The sequence below is a fragment of the Hymenobacter aquaticus genome (genome assembly GCF_004765605.1).
Lineage (GTDB): Bacteria > Bacteroidota > Bacteroidia > Cytophagales > Hymenobacteraceae > Hymenobacter > Hymenobacter aquaticus.
The window spans coordinates 1-16,585 of sequence record NZ_SRLC01000001.1 but is presented as its reverse complement, the minus strand read 5'-3'; the positions used below and the strand labels follow the sequence as shown (position 1 = coordinate 16,585).

14 protein-coding genes are annotated in these 16,585 nt (G+C 63.3%); 5 read left to right on the top strand and 9 right to left on the bottom strand.

From position 1 onward, the window contains the following. Positions 1–5: 5 nt before the first annotated feature. Positions 6–2,150 (bottom strand): transglycosylase domain-containing protein, encoded by a 2,145-nt coding sequence (locus tag E5K00_RS00070; protein WP_135460565.1) that lies wholly within the window; start codon positions 2,148–2,150, stop codon positions 6–8. A 160-nt stretch (positions 2,151–2,310) separates the two neighbouring features. Between E5K00_RS00070 and purB the strand changes: the two genes are divergently transcribed. The 4 genes from purB to E5K00_RS00050 all read left to right on the top strand — a co-directional run bounded on the left by purB (position 2,311) and on the right by E5K00_RS00050 (position 7,214). Then, the gene (gene purB / locus E5K00_RS00065; RefSeq protein WP_135460564.1) at positions 2,311–3,675 is read left to right on the top strand and encodes an adenylosuccinate lyase; all 1,365 of its coding nucleotides are present in this window, start codon (positions 2,311–2,313) and stop codon (positions 3,673–3,675) included. A gap of 84 nt (positions 3,676–3,759) precedes the next feature. Next, positions 3,760–4,491 carry a response regulator transcription factor gene (locus tag E5K00_RS23240; protein ID WP_317128861.1) on the top strand — a complete coding sequence of 244 codons (732 nt, stop codon included), beginning with the start codon at positions 3,760–3,762 and terminating at the stop codon, positions 4,489–4,491. 94 nt (positions 4,492–4,585) lie between these two features. Further along, entirely contained in the window at positions 4,586–6,340 is a 1,755-nt protein-coding gene (locus E5K00_RS00055) for a hypothetical protein (protein ID WP_135460563.1), read from the top strand. A 205-nt stretch (positions 6,341–6,545) separates the two neighbouring features. Continuing rightward, positions 6,546–7,214, top strand: a complete 669-nt coding sequence (locus tag E5K00_RS00050; protein WP_210114261.1) for a response regulator transcription factor — start codon at positions 6,546–6,548, stop codon at positions 7,212–7,214. Here the strand turns inward: E5K00_RS00050 and E5K00_RS00045 are convergent. After that, entirely contained in the window at positions 7,201–7,779 is a 579-nt protein-coding gene (locus E5K00_RS00045) for a hypothetical protein (protein WP_135460562.1), read from the bottom strand. The genes E5K00_RS00050 and E5K00_RS00045 overlap by 14 nt on opposite strands. Before the next feature lie 177 nt (positions 7,780–7,956). Here E5K00_RS00045 and E5K00_RS00040 point away from each other — a divergent pair, with 177 nt between their 5' ends. Then, positions 7,957–9,054, top strand: a complete 1,098-nt coding sequence (locus E5K00_RS00040; RefSeq protein WP_135460561.1) for a glycosyltransferase family 9 protein — start codon at positions 7,957–7,959, stop codon at positions 9,052–9,054. A gap of 77 nt (positions 9,055–9,131) precedes the next feature. Here E5K00_RS00040 and E5K00_RS00035 read toward each other — a convergent pair whose 3' ends face one another. From E5K00_RS00035 to E5K00_RS00005, 7 genes are all read right to left on the bottom strand, one after another. Then, a complete protein-coding gene (locus E5K00_RS00035) occupies positions 9,132–9,545 on the bottom strand; it encodes a DUF1801 domain-containing protein (RefSeq protein WP_135460560.1) in 414 nt (137 codons plus the stop codon). Between the two features lie 64 nt (positions 9,546–9,609). Beyond that, a complete protein-coding gene (locus tag E5K00_RS00030; RefSeq protein WP_135460559.1) occupies positions 9,610–10,734 on the bottom strand; it encodes a glycosyltransferase in 1,125 nt (374 codons plus the stop codon). Between the two features lie 147 nt (positions 10,735–10,881). Further along, positions 10,882–11,868, bottom strand: a complete 987-nt coding sequence (locus tag E5K00_RS00025) for a glycosyltransferase family 2 protein (RefSeq protein WP_135460558.1) — start codon at positions 11,866–11,868, stop codon at positions 10,882–10,884. After that, the gene (locus E5K00_RS00020) at positions 11,861–12,397 is read right to left on the bottom strand and encodes a DUF4199 domain-containing protein (RefSeq protein WP_135460557.1); all 537 of its coding nucleotides are present in this window, start codon (positions 12,395–12,397) and stop codon (positions 11,861–11,863) included. The genes E5K00_RS00025 and E5K00_RS00020 overlap by 8 nt, the downstream gene beginning before the upstream one ends. A gap of 42 nt (positions 12,398–12,439) precedes the next feature. Then, positions 12,440–12,940 carry a DUF4199 family protein gene (locus E5K00_RS22685; RefSeq protein WP_167856678.1) on the bottom strand — a complete coding sequence of 167 codons (501 nt, stop codon included), beginning with the start codon at positions 12,938–12,940 and terminating at the stop codon, positions 12,440–12,442. An 83-nt stretch (positions 12,941–13,023) separates the two neighbouring features. Continuing rightward, positions 13,024–15,084 (bottom strand): BatA domain-containing protein, encoded by a 2,061-nt coding sequence (locus E5K00_RS00010; RefSeq protein ID WP_135460555.1) that lies wholly within the window; start codon positions 15,082–15,084, stop codon positions 13,024–13,026. A 108-nt stretch (positions 15,085–15,192) separates the two neighbouring features. After that, positions 15,193–16,320 (bottom strand): LLM class flavin-dependent oxidoreductase, encoded by a 1,128-nt coding sequence (locus E5K00_RS00005; protein WP_394346309.1) that lies wholly within the window; start codon positions 16,318–16,320, stop codon positions 15,193–15,195. Between the last annotated feature and the right edge of the window lie 265 nt (positions 16,321–16,585).

Sequence of the window (16,585 nt, the reverse complement as noted above, 5' to 3'; positions counted from 1 at the left end):
TGCTGTTACGGCTTGGGCGGGGTCGTGCCGGCCGGCGGGGTGGCGTTGGTGTTCACCCCGGCGTCGGGGGCCTCGCCGCCGAGCAGGTCAATCAGGTTCAGGGGCTCAAACTGCGAGGAGTCGGCGGCAAACACGGTGCGGGTGGTATCGGGGCGCACGGCGCGGAAGATGGAGCCGTGGGCCCGGCCGGGGAAGCTCAGGCTGTAGGTCACGCTTTCCCGGTCGCCCTCCGAAATCATGCCCTTGCGCTCCATCAGGTCGGCAATGAGGCGGTGGAAGTAGCGCGCCGAGCTGCGCATCTCGCCGTACTGGTTGAACGACGCTTGGTAGCGCTTGGGCCGCGGGATGATGCTGGCCAAGTACAGGCTTTCCGACAGGTTCAGGTTGCCGGGCTGCTTGTCGAAGTAAAAGCGCGACGCTTCATGGACGCCGTAGATTTTCGGCCCCCACTCGATGATGTTCAAATACACCTCGAACATGCGCTCCTTCGACACCAGACGGGTGTTTTCGATGAGCCACACAATTAGGGCTTCCTCAATCTTGCGGGTCACGGTTTTCTGCCGGGTCAGGAATACGTTTTTCACCAGCTGCATCGAAATCGTGCTGCCGCCCCGGGCGAAGCGCTTTTCCTTGATGTTCTGAATGGCCGACTTCACAAAAGCCTTTTCCATAAAGCCCTTGTGGGTCATAAACCGCGGGTCTTCGGCCGTCATGATGGCCCCTTTCAGGTAGTCCGCCACCTCGTTGTAGGGCGTAAAATCGGGGTTGGACGGACCCACCAGGAAGGTTTTCACCGAGTCGCCCTGGTCGTTGTAGGCCGTGTAGGGAAACTCCTCGTTGAGCTTGTTCAGATTTTCGCGGCCGAAGCGGCTGATGCGGAAGTTCTTGGGCGTCAGGCCGGAGTTGAACTCCAGGCTGTCGAGCTGGTTCATGTCCAGGTTCAGGTGCAGGCGGTAGGTGAGCGTGCCTTCGCCCCGCATGCCTTCCAGGGTGTTGAACATGCCCTCGGGCAGGGCCTCGAAAAACGTATTGGCCGGCGTTTCGGCCGATTCCACGTCGGCTTTCACCTGCAGGCCGGCCAGGGTTTCGCTGCGCCGCCGCACGCCGTTGATCAGCTTGCCCACCACCCGCTCGTTCACCGGCAGCTTGCGCACGCTCACCACCGGAAAGAACTGCATGCGGTTCAGCGTCACCTTGGTGCCTTTGTCGAGGGCGGCAAAGGCCTGCCCCAGCCGGGCCACAAACTCGATGCCGCCGCGCGGGAAGCGCACGTCCCGGTCGGAGAGCTTGGGGTGATTCACAATGAAGTTGGCGGCCGAGGCCGTGCCGCGCACGGTCAGCTCCTCGTCGTCGAGGTCTTTGTCGGTCAAACTCAGGCGCAGCGTGTCGAACTGCACCCGGGCCCCGTAGCGGCGCAGCACGTAAGGCAAGGTCACGGGGCGGCGGTTCAGGCCGAATACTTCCGCGTTCAGGGCATAGTCGCCGGGCTCGATGTGGCCCAGCACCCCCACGCGGTTTTCCACCGAGTCGACCACGGCCGTGAGCTGCCCGCTGATGTCGCCGTCCTCAATGGCCAGGCGGGGCATCGTGATGCGGGCCCGGTGCCGGGGGCTGTCGTAGGTTACCAGGAAGTTGCGGAAGTCGGCTTCCTCGGGCATGTTGTCGAAGCTGGCTTCGAGCAGCTGGTTGGCCAGCAGGCCGTAGTTCACGCCCTTGGTCGTGTCGCGCGCCACGGTGGGCTTAGCACCCTTTTTCTTATACAGAAACGAGTAGTTGTCGGCCTGGGCAGTCTTGCGGGCCGTCAGCTGGGCGTCGCTGATTTCGAGGTTGCTGAACACGGGCCGGCCGGCAAACAACGACCGGACGCTGAGCGAGACGGTCATCTGCCGGGCCTGGAGCAGCGTGTCCTGCGGGGTGGCCGTCGGCACCATGCTCATGCCGTCGATGCGCACGGTGTTCAGGTCGGTGAAGCGGGCCGCACCCAGCGTCAGGGCCACTGGATATTTCCGCTCTACCTTGGCTTTTACCTGTTGCAGGGCGTAGTCCAGCAGCTCCTGCCGCTTAAACAAAAATACGCCCAGGGCCACGCCCAGCAGCACCGCGAGGATGCCCAGGCCGATGCCTATTTTTTTCTTTGTAGCTGATGTCACGCGCACGGGAAGAGGGAGATAGAAGCGGCCGGCCTGTGCCAAGTCCGGGCCGGACCTGCCGCTGCTCGGGTAACAAAGGTAGCGAAAAGCGCCGCGCGGCCGTAGCCGCGCCGCCTCATTTGCTACCTTTGACGCACTCTGGCCAACTTCTTTCTACGTAATGACTGCTGCTGCCGACTACGCTGCCCTCTCGCCCCTCACCGCCGTTTCGCCCCTCGACGGGCGCTACCGCCGCCAAACGCTGCCCCTGGCGGCCTATTTCTCCGAGCTGGCTCTGATCCGCTACCGGGTGCTGGTGGAAGTGGAATATTTCATTGCCCTCTGTGAGCTGCCCCTGCCCCAGCTGCAGGGCGTCGACGCGGCCGTATTCCCGCAGCTGCGCGGCCTCTACACCGCCTTCAGCCAGGCCGATGCCGAAGCGGTGAAGGCCCACGAGAAAGTAACCAACCACGACGTGAAGGCCGTGGAATACTTCCTGCGCGACAAGTTCGCGGCCCTGGGCCTGGGCGGCTACCTGGAGTTTATTCACTTCGGCCTGACTTCCCAGGACATCAACAACACGGCCGTGCCCCTGAGCCTGCAGCACGCGCTGCTGCACGTGCTGCTGCCGGCCTACGCGCAGGTGCGCAACCAGCTGGCCACCCGCGCCACCGAGTGGGAAGCCGTGCCGATGCTGGCCCGCACCCACGGGCAGCCGGCCTCGCCCACGCGCCTGGGCAAGGAAATCCAGGTGTTTGTGGCCCGGCTCGATGCCCAGGTGGAGCTGCTGGCTCAGGTGCCGTTCGGGGCCAAGTTCGGCGGGGCCACCGGCAACTTCAACGCCCACCAGGTCGCGTATCCGCAGGTCGACTGGAAGCAGTTTGCCGACGTGTTCGTGAACAACCGCCTGGGCCTGCACCGCAGCCAGCCCACCACCCAGATTGAGCACTACGACCACCTGGCCGCCACCTGCGACGGGCTCAAGCGCCTGAACACGATTCTCATTGACCTGGCCCGGGACGTATGGCAGTACATTTCGCTGGGCTACTTCCGCCAGACCATCAAGGCCGGGGAAGTGGGCTCGTCGGCCATGCCGCACAAGGTGAACCCCATCGACTTCGAAAACGCCGAGGGCAACCTGGGCGTGGCCAACGCCGTGCTGGAGCACCTGGCGGCCAAGCTGCCCATCAGCCGCCTGCAGCGCGACCTGACCGACTCCACGGTGCTGCGCAACCTGGGCGTGCCGCTGGGCCACACCCTCATTGCCCTGACCTCCCTGCAGCGCGGCCTCGACAAGCTGGCCCTCGACGAAGCGGCCCTGCACCGCGACCTGGACGCCAACTGGGCCGTGGTGGCCGAAGCCCTGCAAACCATCCTGCGCCGTGAGAATTACCCCGACCCCTACAACGCCCTCAAGGCCCTGACCCGCACCGGCGAGGCTATTTCCGCGGGCAGCATCCAGTCGTTTATCGACGGGCTGGCGGTGAGTGAGGACGTGAAGCAGGAGCTGCGGGCCATTACGCCGCACACCTACGTGGGCCTCTAGCCGCGGCGGGCCGGAGCCGGTTGGACGAATCCCGGATGGGCTATATATTACGCGGCCTATTCCCGTTCTCTACCCACCCTTTGCATGGCTGACTCCCACCCTACTCCCCTGCTCGTGCCTCCCACCGAGCAGCAGCCGGCCACCGCCCGGCAGCAGGCCCGCATGGCCGCCGCCGTGGCCGAAATTGCCGTCTCCGCCGACCTGCATCCGGGCGTCATCATCATTGCCAACCTGCTCGTCGACCGGGTCGAGTATATGTCGGAGCGCGGGCTGCGGGAGCTGCGCACCACGCTGCCCGCGCTCCAGGCGCTGGGCCCCGGCTACTGGGAAAAGTACTTCAACCCCGCCGACTCGGCCGACCTGCTGCCCAAGGTGTACGCCATGATTCAGAGCTCCGACCCGTGGGCGGTGGTCAGCATCTTCCAGCAGGTGCGCATTGCCCCGGACGGGGGCTACGTGTGGCACCTGAGCGCCACGCGCGTGCTGCTGCGCGACGAGGATACCGGCCAGCCCCTGCTGCTGGTCACGACCTCCCTGCCCGTCGACCCGTTGCACCACGTAACCCACAAGGTGAGCCGGCTGCTGGAAGAAAACAACTTCCTGCGCCAGCACGCCCCGCGCTTCGGCCAGCTTACCCGGCGCGAGCGGGAGGTGCTGCGCCTGCTGGCCCTGGGCCACTCGGCGCCCGAAATAGCCGCCGAGCTGTTCATTTCGGTGCAAACAGCCGAAACCCACCGCCGCAACGTGCGCCAGAAGCTGGGCGCGACCAGTGCCTTCGAGCTAAGCGAGTATGCCCGGGCCTTCGACCTGATATAAGGGCTACGACACAAATACCCACTTCTGGGTATTGTCGCGGGGCCAGAGCCAGCGGAATTTTGCAGTTGACATTCACCTTCAACCGCTGCTGCTTATGCGAAACGTATATCTCTGTGCTCTTTTTGCCTCGGTTCTGGGCCTCTCTACCGCCCAGGCCCAGGCCCCCGCCTGGACCGGCGCTGTTCAGCCCACCAACCCCACGCCGACCAATGATACCGGCGCGGTGGGCCGCGGGCTGGCTATTGATGCCAGCGGCAACCAGTACCTGGCCGGCGTGCTCCAGAACGGGGCCGGCAGCGGGGTTACCGCTACCCGCGTATTTGGCAGCACCACCCTCACCAGTGGCGGCGGCTACAGCAGCGGCTTTGTGGCCAAACTCTCGCCGGCGCAGCAGTGGCTCTGGGCCCTCAAGGCGACCAGCAACGGGGAGAGCGTATACTTCGAGCAGGCCGCCGTTAGCCCGGCCGGCGACACCTACGCCGTCGGACTCGCCTCCGACGACCCGCTGATGAAGCCGAACGGGGGCACGGTGGTTACGGTCGGCAGCTTTACCTACACCACCACCAAGGATTTCGCCTCTTTCGTTACCCGTCTCAACGCCAGCGGCCAACCGCAGTGGCTGGCGGGGGTGTCGGGCACTCAGGTTCTGGGCGTAGGCTGGGATGCTGCCGCGGGCAACCTTGTGGTAGCGGGTGAATATGTCGGCACGGTAACGCTGGGCAACACAACGCTGCCCGCTGCTCCCATCGGGGGCATGTTTGTGGCCCGTCTGAGCGCCGCCGGCCAATGGCTGAGCGCCGTGGGCGTCACCATTACCGGCACGACCAGCGCCAGCCGCTTTGTCATCAGCCGCGCCGCCGTGAGTCCCCAGGGCCAGGTGGCTCTGGCATTTCGCTTCCGCAATGGTTCCGTGGCGCTGGGCAGCAACGTCCTGACCTCCACTAGCACCACGCAATCCAAGAACGTGGTGGCGCAGCTCAATGCCAACAACCAGTGGGCGTGGGCCACTGAAACAACCGGCCCCGGCACTACTTCCGTGGCTTACGCCTCCAACGGCCTGCAATACGACCGGGCCGGCAACGTGTGGCTGGCCGGGGAAGGCTTCGGCACCGGCATTCAGCTGGGCAGCACCACGGTGAACCAGGACGAGTTTGTGGCCCGCCTCTCGCCCACCGGCCAGTGGGGCGCGGTGGGCACCATCGGGCACAGCGGCAGCACCAACGCCAGCAACACCGAAGCCCTGGGCATTGACGGGCAGGGCAACGCCGTGATGGTAGGCAACCTGCCGTCGGCCATTACCTACACGTTTGGGACCCGCTCCCTGGCAAATCCTACCGCCGGCCGCAAGTTCACGGCCCGCTTCAACCCCACGACGTTGAGCTGGGACTACGCCCAGCTGGCCCCCGCCCCCACCAGCACCGACGGCAGCTACACGTTCTACGCCGTGGCCCTGGACGCGGCCGGCACGCTGGTAGCCACCGGCGACCTGCGCGGCAACATCACCTTCGGCTCCACCACGCTGTCGAACCCCGGCGCCAACGGCAGTAACGCCTTCGTAGCCCGGCTGGCCAACGCCGGCCTGCCGCTGGGCGTGCGCCAGGCCGCCGGCGTAGCCCCGCTGGCCGTGTACCCCAACCCGGCTGCTGCCGGGGCCTCGGTCACGCTGCGACTACCAGTTCCCGCGCCCACGGCCCAACCGCTGGTGCTGCGCGATGCCCTGGGCCGCGTTGCCCGCCAGGTTAGCATCCCGGCCGGCCGCCAGGAGGTGCTGGTTCCGACGGCCGGCCTCACGCCCGGCCTCTACCTGCTCGAAGCCGGCCTGAGCCGCACCCAGCTGGTAGTGGAATAACGCCCGCCGGCCCGCGTCACCGCGCGGGGTAGGTAGTGCGAAAACCCCTCGGCCCATCAGCCGGGACGAACTGCCCGGGCAGTTCGTCCCGGCTTTTTGCTGTTTGGACCAGGTAGTTGGCAACGGCCATTGAATATTCGCTATGTTAGCTGCCGGCCTTTGGGCTGCCCTGTTCTTTCTTTCCTGCCTCCCACCCTCCTACTGCATGTCCAACGAAGAAGCCATTGCGCACAAAGTAGCAGAAATAGCCGCCACGGCGGCCCAGTACCCGGGCGTGGTCATCATCAACAACATCCAGACCCAGGGCGTGGAGTATATGTCGCCGTGGGGCCTGGAGCTGCTCCAGACCACGCTGCCGGAGCTGCGGGCGCTGGGCGCCGGCTACCACGCCCGCTTTTTCAATACCGCCGACGCGGCCGAGTACGAGCCCAAGATCTGGGAGCTGATTGAGCGCAACGAGCTGGGGCCGGTGACGACGTTTTTCCAGCAGGTGCGGGCCAACGCGCAAGAGGCCTGGTCGTGGTACTTCACCTCCCTGCGCCTGCTGCTGCACGACGCGCAAGGCGCCCCGCTGCTGCTGCTCTGCGTGGCCTCGCCCGTCGACCCGAGCAGCCACATTGCCCTGCGGGTGCAGCGCCTGCTCGAGGAAAACGAGTTTCTGCGCCGCCACGCCGCCACCTTCGCCACCCTCACCGCCCGCGAGCGGGAAGTGCTGCGCCACCTGGCCCTGGGCCACAGCTCCCCCCAGATTGCCGAAACCCTCCACCTGTCGGTGCAGACGGCCGAAACCCACCGCCGCAACATCCGCCAGAAGCTCCAGCCCCAAACGGCCGCCGAGCTGGGCCTCTACGCCCGGGCCTTCAACTTGGTATAGGGGGCGCCGCGGCCAGCAGCCGAGTGATTTCGGCGGCTTCGAAGGCCAGCACCCGCAGGCGCAGCTCCAGCAGCGCGGGCTGGCCGGCATCAATCTCCAGAATCTCGTGGGCCTCGGCTTCGAAGTTAGCCAGCCACCGCTGACCCCGCTCGTCGGGAAAGGCCAGGTGCAGGGCTGGCAGCGCCTGCAGGCGGAGCCGGGCCTGGGCCAGCCGCGTCTGGCAACGGGCAAGCTTTTCCCGCAACGGGTATTCTTCCACCTGGATGCCCTGCAGCCGCAGCCGCAGCCGGGCCTGCGCGTCCTCCGACAGGCAGCCCGGAGCGGCCACGGGTACGGGTGCGGGGCCATCGGGCGTGGGCAGGGCCTGCGTCAGATGATGAAAACGCAGCCACGCCGCCGTAGGCATGTCACGCTCCCCTCGCTCATCCATGGCCACTGCGGCGCGCGTCAGGTGCAGCAGCCGCGCCACGTCGGGCTGGCTCAGGCCAAAGTGGGCCCGCACGAGCTGCTGAATATTTTGATAGGATCGGGGGCCACGGTGACGGGAGAAGTTGCGCTTGCTCATCGTACTGAATATACTAAGTAACCAAGGAAGTTGTGACGTTTGCGTCTGTGACGTTTTGAAACGTCACAGACGCAAACGTCACAACGCATCGGACCAGTATTGTCATCGGGCTTTTTCCCGCCCGACTGTGCGCCGCTTCCCGCCTTCGGCTACCTTTGCCGGATACTTCTTTCCCGTATGGCTTCTCTCAACGGCGTTACCGTTCATCCCGACTGCCGCCACTTCCGTGGTGATATTCCCTGCCGCCCCAACAAGGAGCACGGCTACCAGTGCGCCGACTGCCCCGAGTACGCGCCCGTGCGGCAGCGGATTCTGATCATCAAGCTCGGGGCCATCGGCGACGTAATCCGGACCACGCCCCTGCTGCGCCGCCTGCGCCGGGAGTACCCCGGCAGCAAGATTACCTGGCTCACGCTCACGCCCGCCATTCTGCCCGCCGGGGCCATCGACGAGATTCTGCGGCTGGATCTGGCCAGCGTGCTGCACTTGCAGGCCCGCGAGTTCGACCTGCTGCTGAACCTGGATAAGGACAAGGAAGCCTGCGCCCTGCACGACACGATTCGGGCCACCCAGAAGTTTGGCTACACCCTGCACCCGCAGCACGGCGTGGCCTGGCCCGGCAACCGCCTGGCCGACCACAAGTTCCTGACCGGCGTCTTCGACGAACTGAGCCAGCAAAACCAGAAGCCCTACGTGCAGGAAATATTCGAGCTGTGCGGCTACGAGTTTCAGCACGAGGAATACGTGTTCGACAATCACCAGGACAAGGGCTACAACTGGCACGCCCTGCCGGTGGGCCAGCCCCGCATCGGCCTGAACACCGGCTGCGGCGACAGGTGGACCACCCGCCTGTGGAGCGACGAGAAGTGGCTCACGCTAATCGGGCAGCTGCAAGCGGCCGGCTACGCGCCGGTGCTGCTGGGCGGCGCGGCCGAGGATGAGCGCAACCAGCGCCTGCACGCCGCTACCGGCGCCACCTACCTGGGCACCTTTCCGCTGGAGCAGTTCATCAACCTGATGTACCAGATGGACGGCATCGTGACCCAGGTAACGATGGCCATGCACATCAGCATTGCCCTGCAAAAGCCCACGGTGCTGATGAACAACATCTTCAACCCCTACGAATTCGACCTCTACGGCCGCGGCCAGCTCGTGCAGCCCGACCGGCCCTGCGTGTGCTTCTACCGGGGCTCGTGCAAGCTGGGCACCAGCTGCATGGAAGAGCTGCCGGCCGAAAAGGTATTCGCGGCCGTGCAAGCCAGCGTGCCGGCGTAGGGTGCAGTACTTCTTCCGTTGGCCCGGATGCAACCAGCATCTTCTGCCGGGGCCAGGCGCTCAGGCAGGAACCGGCCCTACCGGTGAGCGGCGGACGGGTTTTGCCGGACGGCGGCGACGCGCGCCAGATACGCGTCAGCGGGGATGCGCTGTAGCAGCTCCTGCAAGGCCGGCAGCGGCAGGTCTTCGGAACGCAGGAAATTGAGGCAGCTCTTGCCAATCTTGAGCTTCGGGGCGGCGGCTAGCAATCCGGCCGCCAGCTCGGGAAAATGGTAGAGCGTCTGCAAGTACAAGCTCAGGTAGTTTTTCTTGCTGGCCAGCGCCACGGCCATTTCCTTGCCCGCCACGAACTGTAGCATCCCGGGGCTCACCTGCTCGGTGTAGCCGGCGGGCATGGCCTCTCGCACCGCATTCCAAACGGTTTCGACGGCGAGGCGGCGGTCGGTCGGCAGGGCCGCCAGAAAGTCGGCAAAGGAAGGGGTAGCGGGCATAAGCAGTCAGGTTGGGGCGGGGCCTGAATATAGCGGTTATGCTGCTTTTTGCCAGCAACCAGCCCTACCCCGCCACCGCCTTCAGCGCGGCCACCATCTCGCTCCAGGAGAACTCCTTTTTCTTGGCCCACACCCCGGCGGCCAGTTCCGACTCGCGCTGGTGCTCGTAGAAATCGACCAGGGCGTCGGCAATGGCTTTGGCGGTGGGCTTCACCACGTAGCCCACTTCACCGTCGGGAATGAGCTCGGCCAGGCCGCCCACGTCGGTGACCAGCATGGGCCGCTCGAAGTGGTAGGCAATCTGCGAGACGCCGCTCTGGGTAGCATTCTTGTAGGGCTGCACCACCATGTCGGCGGCGCAGAAGTAGTCGGCTACCTTCTCGTTGGGGATGAAGTCGGTGGCCCGCACCAGGCGGCTTTCCAGGTCGTGCTGCCGGATCAGGGCCTCGTAGGGCGCGGCATCCTCGTAGTACTCGCCGGCAATAATGAGCTTGACCGGCAGCTGGCGCAGGCGCGGGTCGGCAAAGGCTTCGAGCAGAATATCCAGCCCCTTGTAGGCCCGGATAAAGCCGAAAAACAGCAGGTAGCCAAACGCGGGGTCGAGGCCCAGGGCCTGCAAGGCGGCCGGCTTGGCCTTGAGGGCCCCGAAGTTGTCGTAGAGCGGGTGGGGCTGGTACTGGGCCGGCTGCTTGAAGTGCAGGCGGCGCAGATCGGCCAGCACCGCGCGGCTCATCGTCACGAAGCCGTGGCAGGCCGAGAGAAAGTAGCGCGTGAGCGGCCGGTCGCCGGGCCGCTTTTCGTGGGGAATGACGTTGTCGGTAATAGCTACCACGCGGGTGTGGCGGTTGCGCCGGATGCGGCGGGCAATATACCCCAGCGCGGGGCCCATAAACGGCAGCCAGAAGCGGAACACGACCAAGTCGGGCTTTTCGCGCCGCAGCTTCTCCCCCACCGTCCACCACGACCAGGGGTTCACGGAGTTGATGCTGACCTCGATATCCAGGTCCGTCGGGCCGGGCTCGGTGCTGAACTGGGTCTGGCCCGGAAACAGGAAGTTGGGGTATTGCAGGCTGAAGGTGACGATGCGCACCTCGTCGCCGGCTTCGCGGAAGGCCCGCGCCAGTCGTTCGTTGTAGGTTGCCAGGCCGCCCCGCAACGGGTAAGCCGGCCCAATGATGACGACTTTCATAAGCAGATGCAGATCAGTTGCGCTCTTAAAACCAGCTGTCATCCTGAGCCTGCGAAGGACCTTATCAGGGTAGCACGAGACGCTGTTAAGCTAGTCGTTCGTATCCCATAAGGTCCTTCACAGGCTCAGGATGACAACGGGAAAGTATCAGTCAATATTCAGCTTGTCCCGAATCAGGTAATCGTTGCGGCGCGGGCCGTTGAGCTGCACCATTTCGGCCAGGAAACCGGCCAGAAACAGCTGCATGCCCAGGATGACGGCCACCAGGGCCAGGAAAAACAGCGGCTGGTCGGTCACGTCGCGGGCCCGCAGGTTGTAGTGGGCCAGGTAGATTTTCTCCGCCACCAGCCAGAGCGTAATCAGCATGCCCACCAGAAACGAAACCGAGCCCAGAGTGCCGAAAAAGTGCATGGGCCGCCGCCGGAACCGGCTCACGAAGGTGATGGACATCAAATCCAGGAAGCCGTAGACGAACCGCTCCAGGCCGAACTTGGTGACGCCGTACTTGCGCTCCTGGTGCTGCACGGCCTTTTCGCCGATGCGCCCGAAGCCGTTCCACTTGGCAATGACGGGAATGTAGCGGTGCATTTCGCCGTACACCTCAATGCCCTTCACCACGCGCTGGTCGTAGGCTTTCAGCCCGCAGTTGAAGTCGTGGAGGCTGATGCCCGAAATCCAGCGGGTCGCGCCGTTGAAGAGCTTGGTCGGAATGGTTTTGCTCAGCGGGTCGTAGCGCTTCTTTTTCCAGCCGCTCACCAAATCGTAGCGCTCCTCCACGATCATGCGGTAGAGTTCGGGCAACTCCTCGGGCGAGTCCTGCAAGTCGGCGTCCATGGTGCACACCACCCGGCCGGTCGTTTCGCGGAAGCCCGTGTTCAGGGCCGCCGACTTGCCGTAGTTGCGGTTGAAGCGGATGCCGCGCAGGTGGGTGTCGGTCTGGGCCAGCTCCTCGATGACGTCCCAGGAAGCATCCGTGGAGCCGTCGTCAATGAGAATCACCTCGTAGGTTAGCCCGTGCTGGGTTAGCACCCGGTTGATCCAGCGGGTCAGCTCCGGCAGCGACTCGGCTTCGTTGAGCAGGGGAATTACGATGGACAGCTCAACGGGGAAATGCGACGACAAACGCTTACTCAAACTCGGGTCGTTTATGCTTGGTGAAAATAGAGACAATCAGGCCCGTGATAACGCCGCCCACGGCCGCGCCCATCAGGCTTTTGCCAATTTGCAGGGGCGACTTGATTTTCTCGTCGGTCATATCCGCCATGCTTTTCTCGATCTGCTCTTCCTGCACGCCGGGCATGGAGCTCATCCACACTTCAAAGTCGGTGCGCATGCGCAGGGCGTAGTCGGCGTCGATGAAGTTGACGTAGACGTAGTTGAAAATGCCCGACAGCAGGCCCGAAATAAGGGACATTACCACCACAATCAGCAGGCCCTGCCCGTAGGTCATAAAGCCCTGGTTGCTTTGCTTGAAGAAGCGGTGGGCCATGACGATACCCACGATATACACCAGGATGCTGGCGCTCAGGTACACCGAATACTTAAAGGAAAGCCCGGTAGCCCGCAGAATAAAGTCGACTACAATCCAGATGAGCCCGGTGATGAGGCCGTAGCGGATACCGACGGAGACGGGCGTAGCGGCGGGGGCAGTAGAAGTTTCCATTTTTTGGTGGTTGGTAGAAGTGGAGCGGTAAAGTAAGCAATCCTAGCGGCGCAGGAAAATTGCCCCGGGCACACTCAGCAACAGGCCAAACAGGAGCTTTTTCACGAAGTCGTCGGTGGCCAGCCCCTGGGCCGTCACGCTTTTCAGGCCCTCAATCGTGCGCTCGTACTGCTCCTTGCCCCCCGGCTGCCGCAGGTAGTCGGCGCGGGAGCCTTCGGCAATTTTCAGCATGGCGGCTTTGCTTTTCTCGATCTGCTCGGCGCCGGCCAGCTGCGCCACGCCATACACGCCCATAGCAGAAGTAGTAGCGGCCAGCAGCGCCGTCAGGGCGCCGACGGCCAAGGCCCGCTTCAGCCCCGGGCCTTCGGGGGCCGAAATGCGGCGCAGCATCCACTGGCTGACGACTACGGCCAGCGGGGGCAGGAAAATCACCATCAGCCGCTTGGGGCCAAACGGGTCGTTGCCGGTCAGCAGCAGGCCAACCAGCCAAAGGGTACAGAGCAGGCCGGCCCCGACGCCAAAGCGCAGGGCCGTACGCAACACGGATGGAGCAGGGGAAACTTCAGCGGGCACGGATAATTGGCAAGTGAAGCGGAAAGATAGAGGACTTTGGGCAAAGTAGGCACTCAGGCCGCCACCGCCGCGGCCGGCACCGACTTGGGCCGCCCCAGGAAGCGTAGCAGCAGCACTTCGGCCAGTAAGCAGCCCAGGGCCAGCAGCAGGCAGTAGCGCCACAGCGGCGTACCCACGCGCAGGGCTTTGTAGTGGGCCGCCACCGAGCGGTTGGTCGCACTTTCGTAGACCTGCACGTTGGGCCGGTTGCGACCAATGAGCTGGCGCAGGTCGTTGGCCGAGTAATAAGCCAGCTCCGATTCGGCCTTGTCGATGTTCAGGGCCAGCGTCGCCACGGCCTTGCCGTTATAAACGACCTGGTAAAAGCCCGGCTCGTGCACGGCCGCCGGAAGCGTGAGCCGCAGCGTGCCGGCCTCCCAGCGCTGGGCCGGAATAACCGTCAGGCTGTCTTTGCGCAGACTGACGACGGGCTCATCCCGCTGGTTTTTGGTCTGGGCCGCCAGCCGGAGCGCAATGGTATTCTGGTTGAGCCGGTAAGCAATGCGCTGCGTGCTCTGGTAGCTGAGCATGGCGAGGCGGTACATGACGGGCACAAACAGGGCGTGCTGCGTGAAGTCGGAGTACGTCGGCTGGAAAGGAGCGGCAAACAGGTAGACCATGCCTTTGCCGCTGGGAAACCCGGCCAGGAATCCGTCCCCATTGCGCATTTTGAGCACTTCTGTGCTTGAGCGGGACCAGCGCAGCAGCGGGGCCACCTTGGGCATCACCGCCCGCTGGTTGGAAGCCGTGAAGACGTCCTGGAAAAACGGGCTCTGCATATCGGGCGCGGCTACCTCCTGCAATACCGGCGCGGCGGCCTGCGCCTGCCACTGGATTCCGCCGAGGCCCAGCTCCCGAAACAGGCGCGCGTACTCTTCCTGCGTCGCCGCATTGCCCGCCGGCGGTACGATGACCAGCGTGGCGCCCTGGGCTACGGCCCGCCGCAGGTTTTCGCGCAGGGCATTATCCAGCTTGGGCACTTCCTCCAGCACCAGCAGGCTGGCCGCATTAAGGCGACTGTAGTCCAGCCGCGACGCCGCGCTGCCATTGTAGGCAAACATCGACTCGTTGTTGTAGACCCGGCTAACGGCGGTACTTTGCGCGCCGGTTACGTTCAGAATGCTAATCTGCGGGGAAGCCTGCAGGGTGAAGTAGTAGGTGTTGTCGAACGTCACCGGCTGATCTTCCACCTCTACCCGACACTGCTGGGCGGCCCCATCCTCCAACCGCACCCGAACCGCAGAAACTGCCGTTTCGTGGGCATTCACGGCCACCCGATACGCCGCCACCTGCCGGTTACCGACAAATACCTTGACCTGGCAATCCGGGGCCGCCAGCGCGCCGCCGTTGCGCAGCCTCACCCGCAGCCCCAGGTCGGCCCCGGTCCGCACGAAGGCGTCATCCAGCAGCACGCTGTCGACATACACGTTGGCGGTTTGCCGGCCCGGCAGTGGCACCAGGTAGAGCTGCGTAATGCTGTCGGCCCGCAGCAGCCGGGGGTTCAGGCTGTTTTTCTGGAAGTCGGAGAAAACAAACACCTGCCGGGCATTAGCGGCATTTTTCGCGCGCTCCAGGCTTGTCGTCAGGCTTTTGGCGCGCCCGGAAATAGCAAGCCCCTCCACTGCCGCCTGAAAGGCCGTCGGAGTCAGCACGGCATTCGATACGGTCGGCAGCATGTAGCGGGCCGAAGCCGGATATGCCGAGGGCAGTTCCCGGGTTTCTTCCACCGCCTGCTCGAACAGCGGCAGGTTTTTGTCGCCTTCCACTACCATGCTGGGCGACGAATCCACTACACTGGCCACGATTCCACCCTCATTGGCCCGGCTTTGTTCGGGAGCCGGAATGAAGGGCTGGCAGAACAACAAAACCAGGAAAGCAATAAACCCGATCCGGGCCGCCAGCACCAATAAGTGCTTGAGCTTACGCTGCCGGGCCGTGACCAGCTTTATTTCCCGGATAAAGCCAACGTTGGTAAACAGCAACCGTTGCGGCCGGCGCAACTCGAAAAAGTGAATTGCAATGGGAATAGCTATGGCAAGCAGTCCGAGCAGGAACCAGGGATACGTCAGCGTCATCTGAAACAGAATAAGTCTGTGAAGGTAACAACCAAAGACACCTTACTTATTCAAAGACGCATGATTTTGCGTGGTCTGGCCGGAATCCGGAGAGAAACCAGGCCAGGCCTACCACTTGCTAACCGATGCCAATAGCTCGTAGGAGCGTAATCGGGCGGTATGGTCGTAGATGTGGGAAACCGCAATCAGCTCGTCAACCTGGGTAACCTGCAGAAAGTAACGCAGCTGGTTCTGCACCGTCTGCGGGCCTCCGATAAAGGAATACGTCATCATCTGCCGTACTGCTTCCTCCTCCAGCTCGTGCCACACTCCCTGCATGCTACTCACCGGTGGTTGCAAAGGCTTAGAAGTGCCCCGAATGATATTCAGGGCAAACTGGTAAAAGGATGTTGCCAGATGCTCAGCCTGCTCATCCGAGTCGGCGGCGATAACGTTGACGCAGGCCGCCGCGTACGGCTTATCCAAGTATGCTGACGGCCGAAAAGAGGAGCGGTATATTTCTAAAGCAGCCTGCAGATAGGTAGGCGCAAAGTGGCTGGCAAACGCGAATGGCAAGCCCAAGTACCCCGCCAGCTGTGCGCTATAGGTGCTTGAGCCCAGCAGCCAAACAGGAATATCCAATCCTTCCCCAGGTATTGCACGCACTTTATTCGCACTGTTTGCCGCCGACAAATATCCCTGCAACTCCTGCACCTGCTGCGGAAAATCAGTCCCATTGCTTCCATCCCGCCGCAAAGCACGAGCTGTTAGTGGGTCAGTTCCCGGTGCCCGGCCCAGCCCCAAATCAATTCTCCCCGGATACAACGAAGCCAGCGTGCCAAACTGCTCCGCTACCACCAAAGGCGCGTGGTTGGGCAGCATTATTCCCCCCGAGCCCACTCGAATGGAAGAAGTCCCATTAGCAATGTGACCAATCAAAACCACAGTGGCCGAACTGGCAATACTGGCCATATTGTGGTGCTCAGCTAGCCAATAGCGAGTGTAGCCCCACTTCTCCGCCTGTTGAGCCAAGTCCAGGCTATTGCGAAAAGTGTCTCCTGGAGTGAATCCATCAAGAATTGCTGCCAGATCCAGGACAGAAACCGGCACCGTCGATGTAATTTTTGAATCAAGTTGCATAAGCAGTAACAACAGCTCACCAACTCGAATAGTTTTTAATAGCAGCGCTAAGGCGGGGGAAGATGTCAGTTGGTATAAAAAATACAGCTGTAAAAATAAGATGCCCCACTTATTCATTAAGCCTTGGGCCTGAACAATTCTAAGCTACCCCTTCACAACGTTGTAAAAATCACCGTATAGCAGGTATTTGCTAAAGGCCAAAACGTCGGTATGAGGCGCCAGCCGGATCCGGGTGGGGTGGGGCGGGGGGCAGGGCGTAAAACGCGACTGCCCCCCGCAGCACGAAGTCGCGGGGGGCAGGGCTTGAAAAGGTTGGCGGCGACCGACTCTCCCGCCGGTGAAGGCAGTACCATAGGCGCTACGGGGCTTAACTGCTCTGTTC

Bases quoted from the DNA above. Each gene is read 5' to 3' on its own strand.
- E5K00_RS23240 (WP_317128861.1), top strand. From the start codon at position 3,760: ATGGCTGACTCCCACCCTACTCCCCTGCTCGTGCCTCCCACCGAGCAG.
- E5K00_RS00050 (WP_210114261.1), top strand. From the start codon at position 6,546: ATGTCCAACGAAGAAGCCATTGCGCACAAAGTAGCAGAAATAGCCGCC.
- E5K00_RS00045 (WP_135460562.1), bottom strand. From the start codon at position 7,779: ATGAGCAAGCGCAACTTCTCCCGTCACCGTGGCCCCCGATCCTATCAA.
- E5K00_RS00010 (WP_135460555.1), bottom strand. From the start codon at position 15,084: ATGACGCTGACGTATCCCTGGTTCCTGCTCGGACTGCTTGCCATAGCT.
- E5K00_RS00005 (WP_394346309.1), bottom strand. From the start codon at position 16,320: ATGAATAAGTGGGGCATCTTATTTTTACAGCTGTATTTTTTATACCAA.
- E5K00_RS00055 (WP_135460563.1), top strand. From the start codon at position 4,586: ATGCGAAACGTATATCTCTGTGCTCTTTTTGCCTCGGTTCTGGGCCTC.
- E5K00_RS00040 (WP_135460561.1), top strand. From the start codon at position 7,957: ATGGCTTCTCTCAACGGCGTTACCGTTCATCCCGACTGCCGCCACTTC.
- E5K00_RS00035 (WP_135460560.1), bottom strand. From the start codon at position 9,545: ATGCCCGCTACCCCTTCCTTTGCCGACTTTCTGGCGGCCCTGCCGACC.
- E5K00_RS00030 (WP_135460559.1), bottom strand. From the start codon at position 10,734: ATGAAAGTCGTCATCATTGGGCCGGCTTACCCGTTGCGGGGCGGCCTG.
- purB (WP_135460564.1), top strand. From the start codon at position 2,311: ATGACTGCTGCTGCCGACTACGCTGCCCTCTCGCCCCTCACCGCCGTT.
- E5K00_RS00020 (WP_135460557.1), bottom strand. From the start codon at position 12,397: ATGGAAACTTCTACTGCCCCCGCCGCTACGCCCGTCTCCGTCGGTATC.